This window comes from Rhizobium sp. YTUHZ045 (assembly GCF_051124255.1).
In the GTDB taxonomy this organism is placed as follows: domain Bacteria; phylum Pseudomonadota; class Alphaproteobacteria; order Rhizobiales; family Rhizobiaceae; genus Rhizobium.
This window is the reverse complement of sequence record NZ_CP101432.1, coordinates 42787-57202: the sequence shown is the minus strand read 5'-3', so window position 1 is coordinate 57202 and position 14416 is coordinate 42787. Positions and strand designations below refer to the sequence as shown.

Below are 14416 nucleotides of genomic sequence, written 5' to 3'. Positions count from 1 at the left end.
GAGCAATGGTTAAATCGGCGGCGATTTTCTGCATCGGTGAGGAAAAAGGCGACAGAGGATTTCGTTCACGTTTTGATCTATGTATTGCCGCAGCTTCTGTTATGGTTGCGGCATGACCGTTCATTCCGAATCGCTCGCCCTCTCCAACGCCTCGCTGAGCCCGGCCATGCTGGCGCTTGCCGGCGGCGTTTTTGTCGCCTTCGTGCTTCTGGTGATCATCCTTCTCTTGCGCAGCGCCAGCCTCCGCCGCGAGCAGGCGGAGGAGGCGAGCCTGCGGGCTGGCGAAAGCGAGGCGCGCATGGCCGAGCTTTTGAAGATCCAGGCGGAGATGCAGGGCCGCATCACGGCCATGGCCGAGGTTTTTGGCGCGCGTCAGAGCGAGCTCAACCAGGCAATCAGCCAGCGTCTCGACGGCATGTCGCAGCGCGTCAGCTCGACGATCACCGAGCAGACGAAATCGACGCATGAGAACCTGCAGCGCCTGCAGGAGCGGCTGGCGGTCATCGATGCCGCGCAGAACAATATCCAGACGCTCGCCAAGGACGTGGTCGGACTGCAGGCGATTCTCTCGAACAAGCAGACGCGCGGCGCCTTCGGCCAGTCACGGATGGAGACGATCGTCGCGGACGGCCTGCCGATGGGCGCCTATGCATTCCAGCAGACGCTCTCGAACGGTTCGCGGCCGGACTGCACGATCCGCATGCCAAACGGCGCGCCGCCGCTCGTCATCGATGCGAAGTTCCCGCTCGAAGCCTGGAACGCCATCCGCGACGCAGCCAGCCCCGAGGCCGGCAAGATCGCCAGCCAGCAGTTCCGCCGCGACATGGAGATTCATATCCGGGATATTTCAGAGAAATATCTGATTCAGGGGGAAACCCAGGAGACGGCTTTTCTCTTCGTGCCGTCGGAATCGATCTTCGCGGAGATCCATGAGAACTTCGAGGCCCTGGTGCAGAAGGCACACCGCGCGCGCATCGTTATCGTCTCGCCATCGCTGCTGATGCTGTCGATCCAGGTCATCCAGGCGGTGCTGAAAGACCAGCGCATGCGGGCGCAAGCGCATCTGATCCAGGGCGAGGTGGCGCTCCTGATGGACGATCTCGGCCGCCTCGACGAGCGGGTGCGCAAGCTGCAGGGCCATTTCGCCATGGCGCAGAAAGACATCGACATGGTGGTCACGTCAGCCGACAAGCTCACCAAACGCGGCGCCAAGATCGAGGCGCTGGAATTCGAGGCAGGCGGCGACGCAAAGCCTGCCGGCGACGGCGAGGTCCCGGCCAAATCCGTGGAAAGCCGTACCGGCCTTCTCAAGCTTCGGGTGGTTGACGAGGAGTGATCGCTTCGGGCAGTGTCTCGCCCCATGAAATAGCAGGAGCATGATGTCATTGGCATGCTCCAAAAGACGGGACAGCCTGATGATCACAGTTTTCGGATCCATCAACATGGATCTCATCGCCACGACCGAGCGCCTGCCGAAGCCCGGCGAAACAGTGGCCGGCAACGGTTTTGCCACGGCCGCCGGCGGCAAGGGCGCCAACCAGGCGCTGGCAGCCCGCCGCGCCGGTCGCTATGTGCATATGGCCGGCGCTGTCGGCAAGGATGCTTTTGCTGTCGATGCTCTTTCTCTGCTCGATGAGGCAGGAACCGATCTCTCCCTCGTCAAGCATATCGACGGTCCCACAGGAACGGCGCTGATCCTGGTCGGCGGCGACGGCGAGAACATGATTGCCGTGGTGCCGGGCGCCAACGGCCTGGTCGCGCCCGCCGATGCGGAAACCGCGATCGGCCGCATGCACGAAGGCGACATACTGATGTTGCAGCTTGAGGTGCCGGTCGCGGCCGTCGAACGCGCGCTCTCGGCCGCACGCGCCAAGGGCATCACCAGCATCCTCAACCTCGCCCCATTGATTCCCGATGCGCCGCGTCTCGGACGCCTCGCCGATATCGTCATTGCCAATGAGACTGAGTTCGAGCGGCTTGCCGGACAGGACGGCATGGACGCAGGAGCGCGCGAGGCAGCGCTTGTCCGCCTGCATCACGAAACCGGCCAGACGCTGATCGTGACGCTCGGCGGCGATGGCGTCATCGCCATTCGTGACGGGGTCCTCTCAAGAGCGCAGGGGCTGGCGATCGATCCTGTCGATACGGTCGGAGCGGGAGACACCTTCTGCGGCTATTTCGCCGCCAGCCTCGATGACGGGCTTGATTTTCCGACAGCGTTGCGCCGCGCGGCAGTCGCCGGTTCGCTCGCATGTCTCAAATCAGGAGCGCAACCGTCGATTCCTTTTAGTGGGGAAGTCGCAGACAGAATATAGCCTGGCCTGCCTGCGAAACGCCGGCAGATGTCCTTCAATTTTAAAGGAGATTTCTGCGGTTTTGCTCATATAACCACTTAAGTTTCATTTAAATTTAACAGGTCTCCGGCGATCTTCCCAGCGATCGCCGGATCGTCGCACATGCGGATCCGCGGCTGATGCGGCTGCTCCATGACGGAGCCATGCCTTCGCTCCTGCGCCGAAGAATGCCCGTTCGGCGCATCCTTGCCTGAGGAACCCATGTTCATTTTTCGCATGAAATCGCTTGCGGCGAAACTTATCGCCATCACCGGCATCGCCATAGCACTTGTTCTCATCGCTTCGAACTTTTTCCTCATCGGCCAGACCCGGGATCGCGTTCAGACGCTGACGATGGATCAAGCCAATCTCGAGGCAAAGTCGATCGCCAATGAGATCGCCGCCAATGTCGGCGAACTCGCCAGCGCTGCCCGCAGCATGTCAGGCGTTATCGGCCGAGCCCACGATGGAAAGTCGCTCGATCGCAAGGGCATGATCAACGTGCTGAAAGCCAACCTGGAACAGAATGCCTTCGCCTTCGGCAGCTGGTTCTGCGAGCAGCTTGGTGCGCTGGACGGAAAGACGACCGAGATCGCCAACAACAATGACGAAGGCACCAACAAGAACGGCGCCTTCACGCCCTATTGGTCGAAAACCAAGGATGGAGGCGTCCAGTATTCGACCTTCGACAATGATTATACAGCTGAGTGGTGGAAGCTTGCTGCCGACAGCGGCAAGGGCGCGATCACCACGCCCTACATGGCCGAGGGAACCGACGTACCGACGCTGCTGACTTCCATTGCCTATCCCGTCATGTCGGGCGGCAAGATGATCGGCGTCGGCGGCGTCGACATCTCGCTGAAGTCGCTGACCGATAAGCTGCAGGCTCTGCACCCCTTCGGCTCCGGCCGCGTGACGCTGCTGTCGCAGGCAGGCAACTGGATCGTCGCGCCGGTCCCCGATCTGATGACCAAGCAATATGACGGCGAAGGCGCCGACGTCGTCAAGGCGGCGCTGTCGAACAAGCAGCCCGGCCTCGTCCGAAACCTCACCTATGACGGCCTCGATCCTTTCGACCGCGTCGTCTATCCATTCGAAGTCCCCGGCGTCAACGCCACCTGGGTCGTGCTTGTCGACGTCCCGCACACCGCGATCACCGCGCCGGTGCAGGATCAGACCTACATGATGGTCGCCACCGGCCTGATCGTGCTCGGCGCGGTGATGCTGGCGCTCTATTTCGCCGTCCGCTCGCTCGTGCAGAGGCCGCTCGGCAGCCTTGTCGCCAGCGTCAAAACGCTCAGCGACGGCGAATATGCCGAACCCGTCGCGGCCCAGGACCGTACCGACGAAGTCGGTTCGGTCGCAAAGGCCCTCGAAGGCTTCCGCTTCAAGCTCGCCGACTCCAGGCGCCTCGAAGACGAGGCCACCCACCAGCGACAGGCCGCAGAGGCCGAGCGCGGCCGTTCGGAATCGGAACGGCAGCAATCGGTGTCGCTGCAGCGTCGCATCGTCTCGGTCGTCGGCGCCGGCCTCTCGGAATTGTCTCAGGGCAATCTGGGTTACCGCATCACCGAAGATTTCCCCGGCGAATACGGCAAACTGAAGCAGGATTTCAATGCCGCGCTTGCAAGCCTCGAAGAGACCATCAACACGATGAATCTCAGCGTCGTCAATATCGGCGCCGGCACCGGCGAGATCAGCAACAGCGCTTCCGATCTCGCCAAACGTACCGAGCAGCAGGCAGCAAGCCTGGAAGAGACGGCGGCAGCCCTCAATGAGCTCACCGCCCAGGTCGATTCCAGTGCCGAGAATGCCCGCACGGCTGCCGACAACGTCAATCTCGCCTGCCAGGATGCCGAGAAATCAGGCGAAGTGGTGCAGAAGGCCATCGCCTCCATGCAAGGGATCGAGCAGTCTTCGACGGAGGTATCGCGGATCATCGGCGTCATCGATGAGATCGCCTTCCAGACGAACCTGCTGGCGCTGAACGCCGGCGTCGAAGCGGCCCGCGCCGGCGAAGCCGGCAAGGGTTTTGCCGTCGTCGCCCAGGAAGTGCGTGAACTCGCGCAGCGTTCGGCCACTGCCGCCAAGGAGATCAAGACGCTGATCAACACCTCGGCCGTCCAGGTCAAGGAAGGCGTCGATCTCGTCGGGCGCGCCGGCGGGACGCTGCACAAGATCGCCGAACAGGTGATGGGCATCAACAGCCTGATCCGGCAGATCTCAGCATCGGCCAGCGAACAGGCGGTGGGGCTGAAGGAAATCAACCAGGCCATGAACCAGATGGATCAGGTGACGCAGCAAAATGCGGCGATGGTGGAGGAAGCGACCGCCGCCAGCGTGGCGCTCAACGACGAGGCGCAGACGCTGAAGACGCTCGCCACGCGCTTCAGGGTGTCCGGCTCCGCCAACGCGACCGCGCTCGCCTCCGTGGCGAGGCAGATGCGTGCGCCGGCTGCGGCCCCCTCGCACTTGGCAACCGCTCCTATGGTCCGCCACGCGCCGGCGACCCGCCGCACCACACCTCAATCGCATGGCTCGGCCGCCGTGGCTGGGGATAACTGGGAAGAGTTCTGACCGTTCAGCCCTGGGTAAATAAAAAATGCGCCTGCGAAATCAGGCGCCTTTTCATTTAGGGATTATGTAGCTCAAGCAGCGTTCGACGTCTGCTCTTCGTTGAGGAAGGCGTAGATCGCCGAGGCGGAATCGGTGGCCCGCAGCTTTGCAACCAGGTCTTGATCGCGGAGGACGCGGGCGATGCGCGACAGGGCTTTGAGATGGTCGGCGCCGGCGCCCTCCGGCGCAAGCAGCAGGAAAACGAGGTCGACGGGCTGGTCGTCCAGCGCTTCAAAATCGACAGGCTGCTCCAGCCGGGCAAAGATGCCGACGATGGAATGAATGTTCACCAGCTTGCCGTGGGGAATGGCGATACCGTTGCCGACGCCGGTCGAACCCAGGCGTTCGCGCTGCAGGATGACGTCGAAGATCTCCCGTTCGGAGAGCCCGGTGATCCTCGCGGCTCTTGCCGCCAATTCCTGAAGCAACTGTTTCTTGGAATTTACTCTGAGGGCGGGAATGATCGCATCCTGATGGAGCAAATCTGCCAATGCCATTTCTTTTTCCTTCTGTCGCCGGGATCAGTTGATGCGAGGAGCGGCGGCGATACCGCCGCTCACCACTCTGATCTCAGCCTTTGATATTGGCCGAATCGATCCAGCCAATATTTCCGTCGTGCCGACGATAAACGATGTTCAGATGTTCCTTGCCGGGACTGCGGAACAGGAGAAGCGGCTCGTCGGTCATGTCGAGCGCCATCACGGCGGTGGCGACGGACATGGTCTTCAACTGCTTCGTGCTTTCAGCGACGATTGCCGGGGCGAAATCGTCGGGAATTTCATCCTCGTGATCAGGAACGGAGTCCATGACCGTATAGGAGACTTCTGCAAAGCCATTCAGGTGGTTTCCGGCATGGTGATCCTTCAGCTTGCGCTTGTAGCGACGCAGGCGTTTCTCGATGCGTTCGGAAGCGGCGTCGAAAGCAAGCTGCGGATCCGTCGCTTCGCCGGCGGCATGAAGCACCACCCCGCTGTCGAGATGAAGCTTGCAGTCTGCCGAGAAACGAGAACTCGCCTTTTCGACGGTCACCTGGCCGGAATACCCCCCATCGAAGTATTTCGTGATGGCCGTTCCAATTTGGTCCTCGATCTTTTGGCGGAAGGATTCACCAATTTCCATATGTTTCCCGGATACACGCACACTCATGGAGTTTCCCTTCTTATGGTCGTTTGCGGGTATCAGTTTACGCCAAGCCTCGGGTTCATCCAAGCACTTCGCGCAATCTCAAGCAAGATCGGCGTAGGCCTGCTGTCCTCGGTGCCCTTGGGATGATGGGGATAACTTCAAAACGCCGTTCACGGCGACGATTGCGGCGGGCTTCTAGCCAGAGGTTGCCGGAAAGTCAATAGGGCGCCGAATCAGCTCCGGGCGCGCTCGCAGAAGGTGTAGCAAATCTCCTACGGAAGGAGCCTTCCGGCGACTTTCCCTTCATCAGCTCCCGCGCTTCGTGCCTGCGTTGCGCGCGGCATCGTCATGGCGATGACACCGAGAATGACGCAGACCAGTCCGATCCACGCCGTCGGGCTCAGCCTCTCGCCGAGAAAGACGATACCGATCGCCACACCGATCGGCACACGGAGATAGGCTTGCGACGTGGTTCCGACCGAACCCAGCGTCTGAACGAGGCGGAAATAGATCGTAAAGGCAAGCGCCGTCGAAAAGGCGGAAAGGGCAAGCAGCGCCAGCACCGATGCGGCCGAGGGATCGAGCCCCCAGGACCGGTCGACGAGCAGGCTCACAGGCATCAGAATGACCGCGCCCGAGATCAGCGAACCGGCCGCCGGCACGGCAGGATCGAGGCCTCTAAAGTTCTTGCTGAAAATCGCTGCCCCTGCGTAACAGATGGTTGCCAGGATGATGGCGAGCTGCGCCATCAGGCTTTCGCCAAGACCGCCGAGCGCTTCGACGCCGATGACGAGGCAGATGCCGGCAAGCCCGGAGACGACGCCGAAAAGCTTTCGCGCCGTCGCCGGCTCATGGCGGGTTATCGACACGGTCAGCAGGAAGGTGAAAATCGGCGTCGCCGAATTCAGGATCACCGCCAGTCCGGCATCGACGGACTGCTCCGCCCAGGCGATCAGCGTAAAAGGAAAGACGCTGTTCAGGCAGGCCTGAACGACGAACAGGCGCCATGTCGCGCGATCGCGCGGCAGGCGGACATGCCGATGGCGAAGCACGGCCAGCAGAATGGCGCCGGCGATCAGTGTGCGCACCGCGATCAAGGTCACCGGCGGGATCGTTTCGACCCCGATCTTGATAAAGGTGTAGGAAGAACCCCAGAGGGTCGCAAGCACCAGAAGCAGGACAAGTTCTCTGGTAAGGTTCGGCTTTTGCGGCGTCATAGGCACATCGATCTTCGTTCGGGACACCGGAGAAATAGGCCAATTGCGAAGTAGATGCTTCGATAAAGGTCGAAGCATCCTGCTGCCTCAGAAGCCCGCCACCTTGGCGAGCGCCCGCTTCTCGCGGCGGCGCTGGACCGAGGAAGCGATGTTCATCGCTTCCCGGTATTTCGCGACCGTGCGGCGGGCGAGATCGACGCCGCCCTTCTTCAGCATGTCGACGATATCGTCATCGGAGAGCACCGCGTCGGGACTCTCCTGCATGATCAGCGCGCGGATTTTGTGGCGCACGGCCTCGGCCGAATGGCTGTCGCCGCCCTCGACCGCGCCGATCGATACGGTGAAGAAATATTTGAGTTCGAAGAGGCCGCGCGGCGTCAGCATATATTTGTTCGAGGTGACGCGGCTGACGGTAGACTCATGCATCTTGATCGCCTCGGCCACCGTCTTCAGGTTCAGCGGCCGCAAGTGGTCGACACCGTGCAGCAGGAAGGCGTCCTGCTGGCGGACGATCTCGCTTGCCACCTTCATGATGGTTTTTGCCCGCTGGTCGAGGCTGCGGGTCAGCCAGTTGGCGCTCTGCAGGCACTCGGAAAGGAAGGCATGATCTTCGCCGTTCCGGGTCACGCGGGAAAAATAGGACTGATTGACGAGCACGCGCGGCAGCGTATCCGGGTTGAGCTCGACCAGCCATCCACCCTCAGCGGAGGGCCTGACGACGACATCGGGCATGATCGCTTCGGAAACGCCCGTCTCGAAACCGCTGCCGGGCTTCGGATTGAGCTGGCGAATCTCGCCGAGCATGTCGAGAAGATCTTCCTCATCGACGCCGCAGAGCCGCTTCAGCGTGGCGAAGTCGCGCCGCGCCAGGAGTTCGAGATTTTCGACCAGCGCCTGCATGGCTGGGTCGTAACGGTCTTTATGCCGGAGCTGGATCGCCAGGCATTCGGCGAGGCTGCGGGCGAAAACACCCGGAGGATCGAGCGTCTGCAGGGCGGCGAGCACGTGTTCGACCTGGGTGAGGTTCGTGCCGAGCCGCTCGCCGGTTTCGACGAGATCGACCTGGATGTAACCGGCATCGTCGAGTTGATCGATGAAATTCTGCGCGATCAGCCGGTCGCTCATATCGGGCAGGACGAAGGGGATCTGCTGCGCGAGATGATCGCGCAGGGACACCTGACCGGCGACAAAATCGTCGAGATCGTAATCGGCGCCGTCGGCGCTGCCCGGCATCGACTTCCACTGACCGACGAGTTCCGGTGCGTCGAGGCGCTGGGGACCACCATCATCGGGAAAGACATTGGTGTAATTGGCGTCGAGCTCGTCGTTCAGCCGGCTGCTGCTTTCGCTGCCGCCATTGTCGTACCAGTCGCTCGACAGCGCCTCGGCGCGATTGTCGGCGCCATCGTCCGCGCCGGCGTCCTCCGGCGAATGAGCGAACTGCTCGTCCTCGCCTGCCGCCCGTTCGTCGCCCGCCTCGCCGTCATTCGACGGAAATTCGAGCAGCGGGTTCTTCTCCACTTCCTGAGCGATGAACTGGGTGAGCTCAAAATGGGTCATCTGCAGCAACTGGATGGATTGCATCAGTTGCGGCGTCATGACCAGGGACTGGCTCTGGCGCAGAAATAGATTGGCGGACAGTGCCATGACGGACGCGAAACTCCCTCGACTCCAGGAAACCGCGCCCGATCCACGCTTCAGGCCACGGAAATCCGAGTTGGCCCAAAAATTGCTTTTTTATCTCATTTGGTCAAGCGGAACTACGCGGCAAGGTGAATCAGCGCGTGATCAGAGGCTGAAATTGTCGCCGAGATAGAGCCGGCGCACTTCCGGATTGTTGACGATGTCGTTCGCCCGGCCGTGGGTCAGCACCTCACCGGCATGGATGATATAGGCGCGGTCGATGAGGCCGAGCGTCTCACGCACATTGTGGTCGGTAATGAGAACGCCGATGCCGCGGGCCGTCAGATGGTGGACGAGGTTCTGGATGTCGGCGACCGAGATCGGGTCGACACCGGCGAAGGGCTCGTCGAGCAGCATGAAGGTCGGGTCGGTTGCAAGCGCTCGGGCGATTTCGAGACGGCGGCGTTCGCCGCCGGAAAGGGCGACGGCGGCACTCTTACGCAGCTTCTGGATATGAAATTCCTCCAGCAGCTCGTTCAGCTTCTGCTCGCGCTCGGCCTTGTCCTTCACATGCACTTCGAGGACGGCACGGATATTTTCTTCCACCGTCAGTCCGCGAAAGATCGAGGCTTCCTGCGGCAGGTAACCGACGCCGAGGCGCGAGCGGCGGTACATCGGCATGGTCGTGACATCGTTTCCATCGATCTCGATCGTGCCTTCATCGACCGGCACCAGACCGGTGATCATGTAAAAGCAGGTCGTCTTGCCGGCGCCGTTCGGACCGAGCAAGCCGACGGCTTCGCCGCGACGCACCACAAGGGAGACGCCGTTGACGACACGCCGCGTCGCATAGGTCTTCGTCAGACCACGGGCGATCAGCGTTCCCTGATAGCGGCTCTTGTCGGCGGCACCTGCAGCTTGCGGCTCAGGCCGGCCGAACATGGTGGATAACGATGATAATTTCACGGGGGAGGCCGGTTCAGTTCTGCTTCTGCGCGTTCGGCTGCGATTTCGGATCGAGCTGAATCTGGACACGACCGCCGCAGCTTTCAAGCTCCGCCTGGCCGGTTTGCATGTGAACGGTCAGCTTGCAGCCGGTAAAGACGTTCGGACCGTCCGATAGAATGACCTTGTTTCCCTGATCCGCGGTCAGGATGAATGTCTGCGATGCCATGTCGAAATTGCCGTCGTCGGCTGTCGCCGTCTGCGTGCCCGACACCAGGTAGACCTTGTCCGTCACCAGGATCTTGTCGATATCCGCACTTCCCGATGCCAGCGAGGCCGACTGCTCGGGCTTCGCCTCCGGTTGAGCCGGCGCGCCGGCGCCCGGCTTTGCCGCCTTGTCCTTGTAATAGACGGTCATCTTGCCGGACTGCATCGTCGTCGTGCCCTGGACGACCTTGACGTTGCCGGTGAAGAGCGCCGTGTGCTCCTGATCATGGATCTCCAGCTTGTCGCTTTCGATTTGGATCGGCTGATCGTTGGAAAGCTTCATGCCCGACATGGTGGTCGACTGCGCCCCCGCGCCCGAGACCGTCAGAATAAGGGCAAATGCGCCGGCAACGAATGCGATGCCCGTCTTGCAAGCTGAAATGCGACAATCTTTTGTCATGGTTGACCCGGCTGGTTAAGTGCCCTGTTTATGAATGGTGGATGGATCGACATTCATGCGAACATTCCCCTCGAATGTGATCACGCGCCCCTTATCGGTTATCTCCAGCGTCTTCGCAACAATGGAAGCATTGTCCTTTGTGATGGTGACGGGATCGTCGCTGCGCATGTTGCCGCCCTTGATGTCGAGCCGGGCGGACTGGAATTGCGCGTTGAGGCCGCTGCTCAGCACCAGGGTGAAGGGAGCCGTCATATGCAGGTTGTCGGTGGCGCGATTATAATCCGCAGTCGAAGCGATGACGCGGGCAATCAGCCCGTCATTCATCGGCACGGCGGCCTTGATGGTCTCGAGGGTGATGAGATCAGGATTGCGGATATCCTGCAGCGCCCTTTCCGCAAGCATGGAATAATTGACACCGTCGGAGTTGCGTCCGGCAATTGCCGGCTTTTCCATCACGACCTTGCCGTTCTCGATCTTGGCGCCTTCCATCTTGATATTCTCGGGCAGATATATCTTGACCAGTGCAACCGCCGTGAGGCCGGCCGCGATGACGATGGCGGCCAACGGCAGCAGGATCTTCAGCCGCCGCACGCGGGCGGAATGGAACAACGCATCGCCATAGGGGCTCCGACCGGAGCCCGCATAAGCGGCATTTCCGTTGTTCTTCAGGGTATCGAGCATAGGTCTCGTTCCATGTGCGATGATTGCCCCGCCTGCGTAACAAAGCGGCCGGCAATCACAGTTCGTTTCGCATTATTACATTGGCTTGCCAATATGGAATTTTTTCTGCAACAAGCAACAAAACGGAAAAACATACAAAAGTGGCATTCGTACGCGCCGCTGCGATCAATTTCACCGGACCCATCGGCGCCATGCCGACCCCGGGCCAGCGCTGGAGGTTTCTATGGACAGTTCGATCATCGCGGATCGCCGGCGGCTGCGCCGCAAACTCGGCTTCTGGCGCATCGTCGCGGTCGCCCTCATCGTGGCGCTTGGTTTTGCCTTTTACCGCTTCGCCCTCGGCGGAGCCGGCACGGCAAGCCCGCATATCGCCCATGTGACGATATCGGGGCTGATCGTCGATGACGACGAGTTGCTTGAGCGGCTGAAGAAGGTCGAGACCAGCGATCAGGTGAAGGCCGCGGTGATTTCGATCTCCTCGCCCGGCGGCACGACCTATGGCGGCGAGAAAATCTTCAATGCGATCCGGGCGATATCAGCCAAGAAGCCTGTTGTCTCGGACGTGCGCACGCTGGCCGCCTCCGCCGGCTATATGATCGCCACCGCGGGCGACACGATCATTGCCGGCGACAGCTCGATCACCGGCTCGATCGGCGTCATCTTCCAGTATCCGCAGATCCAGCCGCTGCTCGACAAGATCGGCGTATCGCTGCAGGAGATCAAATCCTCGCCCCTGAAGGCCGAGCCCTCGCCCTTCCACGAGGCGAGCGAGGAAGCCAAGGCGATGATCCGCAACATGGTGGTCGACAGCTATAACTGGTTCGTCGACCTGGTCGCCGACCGGCGCAAGCTGCCGCGCGACGAGGTGCTGAAACTCGCCGACGGCACGATCTATACCGGCCGGCAGGCGCTGAAGGCGAAGCTCGTCGATACGATCGGCGGCGAGGCGGAAATCCGCGCCTATCTCAAGTCGCGCGGCGTCGACACCGATCTGCCGATGGTCGATTGGGACAAGAAGAGCAACACGCCTTTTCTGCTCGCAGGAGCTGTTTCGCGGCTAGTTACTATCTTGGGTTATGATGATCTGGTCAAAGGCCAGGATATTAATGGAATCCTGCCCCCAAAGTTGCTTCTTGACGGGCTGCTTTCAGTTTGGCAGGTTGGCCGGGATTGATAAGAAATCAATAATTTAAGGGGGCGACTGTGATCAAGTCCGAATTGGTGCAGATTGTTGCGGCACGCAACCCGCATCTCTATCATCGCGACGTCGAAAATATCGTCAACGCGGTTCTCGACGAGATCACCGATGCACTGGCTGCGGGCAACCGTGTCGAATTGCGCGGCTTCGGCGCGTTTTCGGTCAAGAACCGCCCTTCCCGCTCCGGCCGTAACCCGCGCACCGGCGATACCGTCTTCGTCGAGGAGAAGTGGGTTCCCTTCTTCAAGACGGGCAAGGAACTGCGCGAGCGGCTCAATCCCGGCCAGGCCGACGAAGAGGATTGAGCGGCGCGAGCCGCCTGCGGCGAAACCGCACTTGAACTTGAACACCGTTTTCCTATTCTGCTAGCGCATCGGCCCGAAAGTCGGAATCGATTTTCGGGCCGATGTATATGAGACGCATGGAGAGCTTAAATGGCCAAGAAGATCGTCAACCTGTTGATTCTGCTGCCGCTCGGAGTCATCCTCATCGTCTTCTGCGTCGCCAACCGGCAGAGCGTCACGCTCGCCTTCAATCCCTTCAAGCCCGAAGACCAGGTGCTTGCGGTTTCCGCACCCTTCTTCGTCTTCCTGTTCATCGCATTGATAGCAGGCATGCTGATCGGATCGGCCGCCACCTGGTTCAGCCAGGGCAAACACCGCAAGCGCGCCCGCACCGAGGCCAAGGAAGCCATTCGCTGGCAGGGCGAGGCCGATCGTCACAGGTCCCGCGCGGAGGAGATCGCCGGCCAGCTGCCGTCGCGATAAGATCGGCTCTCGCCCCGAGTCAAACCGGAGAAAAGCTCAGCTCCTCATAATCGCCTTCCGGCGACGCGCCATTGCCGGTCACCGCGAAACCGTGGGAAAGGTAGAAGGCCTTCGCCCGCCGGTTGTTCACCAGGCATTTCAGCCGGTACTTATGTCGCGGCCATGCCGGCAGCGCCCTGAGCAGCGCCGTGCCGGCGCCGAGCCCCTGGAACTCGGGCCTTATATAAAGCATGTGAATGAAATCGTCCTCTGGCCAGAGCGACAGAAAGCCGGCGACGCTCCGATCGGCATGCTCGCAGACGAAGATCGTCTCGCCATTGGTGTGGGCAGAGAAATCCTCACGGTGAAACTTGCCGGGATCGACCCAGACGAATGTCTGGCGGCGCACGGAAAGATAGATGTCCGCGAGCATTTCCTGGTCTTCCGCCCGTGGCGGCCTGATGGTCCATGTCATCATGTCGGAATAGCTCAGGCGCAGGTCCGCGCCAAGCCGCAGCGAAAGCCTTCGGCGCTCAATCCGCAGCCATTTTTGCAACGATCGCAGCATTGAAATCCGAGAAGAAACCTTCGGCCAGCCGCTGCGAGGTCGAATCGAGCAGACGTGCGCCGAGCTGGGCGAGCCTGCCGCCGAGTTCGGCTCTTGCCCGGTAGTGCAGGATCGTCTCCTCGCCCCTCGCCTCGAGCACGACATCGGCGCTGCCCCTGGCGAAGCCGGCAAGGCCGCCCTTGCCTTCGGCCGACAACGTATAGCTTCTCGGCGCATCGATATTGGAAAGCGTCAGCAACCCGTGGAAGGTGGCGGAGAACAGGCTGAACTTCACCTTGATCGTCGCCTCGAAAGCGCTTGGCGACAGCCGCTCGATGTTCTGACACCCCGGAATGCAGCCGCGCATGATCTCCGGATCGTTGAGCGCTGCCCAGACCATGTCCCGCGGCGCGGCGATGCGTTCTTCGCCGGTGAAATCCATTCGACAGCCCCATCTCCGATTCGCCTGATTTATCCCAGCGGGAAGGCCTTTTGCCAAGGTGCGGAGGAATGTTATCTGGCGGGCTTTCGATCCGAGCGAGCGAGGAATTGACCGTGCGGCAGTCTCCAACGGCCCTCATCCTGCGCAGCCCATAGGGCGAAGCCTCGAACGTCACGCCGCAGCGCTGCGCCTTGCATTCATCCGGCGTCTGCGCGCCCGCCTCGCCCTTCGAGGCCCCTTGGGGGCACCTCATGAGGCTCTCTTGAGCCGCGGTCC

The 14416-nt window shown here is 61.2% G+C and carries 15 protein-coding genes; 6 read left to right on the top strand and 9 right to left on the bottom strand.

Annotated features, from left to right (window positions below):
* The first annotated feature begins 112 nt into the window (after positions 1-112).
* The 3 genes from NMA58_RS00275 (at position 113) to NMA58_RS00265 (ending at position 4910) form a co-directional block, all read left to right on the top strand.
* The gene (locus NMA58_RS00275; RefSeq protein ID WP_434711937.1) at positions 113-1336 is read left to right on the top strand and encodes a DNA recombination protein RmuC; all 1224 of its coding nucleotides are present in this window, start codon (positions 113-115) and stop codon (positions 1334-1336) included.
* A 79-nt stretch (positions 1337-1415) separates the two neighbouring features.
* Positions 1416-2315 carry a ribokinase gene (locus NMA58_RS00270; protein WP_434711936.1) on the top strand — a complete coding sequence of 300 codons (900 nt, stop codon included), beginning with the start codon at positions 1416-1418 and terminating at the stop codon, positions 2313-2315.
* 240 nt (positions 2316-2555) lie between these two features.
* Positions 2556-4910: a methyl-accepting chemotaxis protein gene (locus tag NMA58_RS00265; protein WP_434711935.1), complete on the top strand. Its 2355-nt coding sequence runs from the start codon at positions 2556-2558 to the stop codon at positions 4908-4910.
* A 71-nt stretch (positions 4911-4981) separates the two neighbouring features.
* Here the strand turns inward: NMA58_RS00265 and ptsN are convergent, their stop codons facing one another.
* The 7 genes from ptsN to lptC all read right to left on the bottom strand — a co-directional run bounded on the left by ptsN (position 4982) and on the right by lptC (position 11207).
* Positions 4982-5446 (bottom strand): PTS IIA-like nitrogen regulatory protein PtsN, encoded by a 465-nt coding sequence (gene ptsN / locus NMA58_RS00260; RefSeq protein ID WP_011423788.1) that lies wholly within the window; start codon positions 5444-5446, stop codon positions 4982-4984.
* Between the two features lie 73 nt (positions 5447-5519).
* Positions 5520-6095, bottom strand: a complete 576-nt coding sequence (hpf, locus tag NMA58_RS00255; RefSeq protein ID WP_085776747.1) for a ribosome hibernation-promoting factor, HPF/YfiA family — start codon at positions 6093-6095, stop codon at positions 5520-5522.
* 251 nt (positions 6096-6346) lie between these two features.
* Positions 6347-7291, bottom strand: a complete 945-nt coding sequence (locus NMA58_RS00250) for a DMT family transporter (protein WP_434711934.1) — start codon at positions 7289-7291, stop codon at positions 6347-6349.
* Positions 7292-7378: 87 nt separating this feature from the next.
* Positions 7379-8938, bottom strand: a complete 1560-nt coding sequence (gene rpoN / locus NMA58_RS00245; RefSeq protein WP_434711933.1) for an RNA polymerase factor sigma-54 — start codon at positions 8936-8938, stop codon at positions 7379-7381.
* A gap of 141 nt (positions 8939-9079) precedes the next feature.
* Positions 9080-9856 carry an LPS export ABC transporter ATP-binding protein gene (lptB, locus tag NMA58_RS00240; protein ID WP_085776744.1) on the bottom strand — a complete coding sequence of 259 codons (777 nt, stop codon included), beginning with the start codon at positions 9854-9856 and terminating at the stop codon, positions 9080-9082.
* A gap of 37 nt (positions 9857-9893) precedes the next feature.
* On the bottom strand, positions 9894-10526 hold the full coding sequence (locus tag NMA58_RS00235; protein WP_085776743.1) for an LptA/OstA family protein: 633 nt from the start codon (positions 10524-10526) through the stop codon (positions 9894-9896).
* A gap of 15 nt (positions 10527-10541) precedes the next feature.
* Positions 10542-11207, bottom strand: a complete 666-nt coding sequence (lptC, locus tag NMA58_RS00230) for an LPS export ABC transporter periplasmic protein LptC (protein ID WP_434711932.1) — start codon at positions 11205-11207, stop codon at positions 10542-10544.
* 223 nt (positions 11208-11430) lie between these two features.
* On the opposite strand from lptC, the gene sppA reads away from it, so the two are divergent.
* The 3 genes from sppA (at position 11431) to NMA58_RS00215 (ending at position 13172) form a co-directional block, all read left to right on the top strand.
* Positions 11431-12381, top strand: coding sequence for a signal peptide peptidase SppA (gene sppA / locus NMA58_RS00225; protein WP_097599437.1), 951 nt, complete (start codon positions 11431-11433; stop codon positions 12379-12381).
* A gap of 29 nt (positions 12382-12410) precedes the next feature.
* A complete protein-coding gene (locus NMA58_RS00220) occupies positions 12411-12710 on the top strand; it encodes an integration host factor subunit beta (protein WP_003544934.1) in 300 nt (99 codons plus the stop codon).
* A 129-nt stretch (positions 12711-12839) separates the two neighbouring features.
* On the top strand, positions 12840-13172 hold the full coding sequence (locus NMA58_RS00215) for a LapA family protein (RefSeq protein ID WP_184458126.1): 333 nt from the start codon (positions 12840-12842) through the stop codon (positions 13170-13172).
* A 19-nt stretch (positions 13173-13191) separates the two neighbouring features.
* On the opposite strand, the gene NMA58_RS00210 is transcribed toward NMA58_RS00215, so the two are convergent.
* Positions 13192-13626: a GNAT family N-acetyltransferase gene (locus NMA58_RS00210; protein ID WP_434713467.1), complete on the bottom strand. Its 435-nt coding sequence runs from the start codon at positions 13624-13626 to the stop codon at positions 13192-13194.
* A 58-nt stretch (positions 13627-13684) separates the two neighbouring features.
* A complete protein-coding gene (locus tag NMA58_RS00205) occupies positions 13685-14140 on the bottom strand; it encodes an SRPBCC family protein (protein WP_434711931.1) in 456 nt (151 codons plus the stop codon).
* Positions 14141-14416: the final 276 nt, after the last annotated feature.

Excerpts from the sequence above, each read along its gene's own strand:
- NMA58_RS00275 (WP_434711937.1), top strand. The coding sequence starts at position 113 with ATGACCGTTCATTCCGAATCGCTCGCCCTCTCCAACGCCTCGCTGAGC.
- NMA58_RS00270 (WP_434711936.1), top strand. The coding sequence starts at position 1,416 with ATGATCACAGTTTTCGGATCCATCAACATGGATCTCATCGCCACGACC.
- NMA58_RS00265 (WP_434711935.1), top strand. The coding sequence starts at position 2,556 with ATGTTCATTTTTCGCATGAAATCGCTTGCGGCGAAACTTATCGCCATC.
- ptsN (WP_011423788.1), bottom strand. The coding sequence starts at position 5,446 with ATGGCATTGGCAGATTTGCTCCATCAGGATGCGATCATTCCCGCCCTC.
- hpf (WP_085776747.1), bottom strand. The coding sequence starts at position 6,095 with ATGAGTGTGCGTGTATCCGGGAAACATATGGAAATTGGTGAATCCTTC.
- NMA58_RS00250 (WP_434711934.1), bottom strand. The coding sequence starts at position 7,291 with ATGACGCCGCAAAAGCCGAACCTTACCAGAGAACTTGTCCTGCTTCTG.
- rpoN (WP_434711933.1), bottom strand. The coding sequence starts at position 8,938 with ATGGCACTGTCCGCCAATCTATTTCTGCGCCAGAGCCAGTCCCTGGTC.
- lptB (WP_085776744.1), bottom strand. The coding sequence starts at position 9,856 with ATGTTCGGCCGGCCTGAGCCGCAAGCTGCAGGTGCCGCCGACAAGAGC.
- NMA58_RS00235 (WP_085776743.1), bottom strand. The coding sequence starts at position 10,526 with ATGACAAAAGATTGTCGCATTTCAGCTTGCAAGACGGGCATCGCATTC.
- lptC (WP_434711932.1), bottom strand. The coding sequence starts at position 11,207 with ATGCTCGATACCCTGAAGAACAACGGAAATGCCGCTTATGCGGGCTCC.
- sppA (WP_097599437.1), top strand. The coding sequence starts at position 11,431 with ATGGACAGTTCGATCATCGCGGATCGCCGGCGGCTGCGCCGCAAACTC.
- NMA58_RS00215 (WP_184458126.1), top strand. The coding sequence starts at position 12,840 with ATGGCCAAGAAGATCGTCAACCTGTTGATTCTGCTGCCGCTCGGAGTC.
- NMA58_RS00210 (WP_434713467.1), bottom strand. The coding sequence starts at position 13,626 with ATGACATGGACCATCAGGCCGCCACGGGCGGAAGACCAGGAAATGCTC.
- NMA58_RS00205 (WP_434711931.1), bottom strand. The coding sequence starts at position 14,140 with ATGGATTTCACCGGCGAAGAACGCATCGCCGCGCCGCGGGACATGGTC.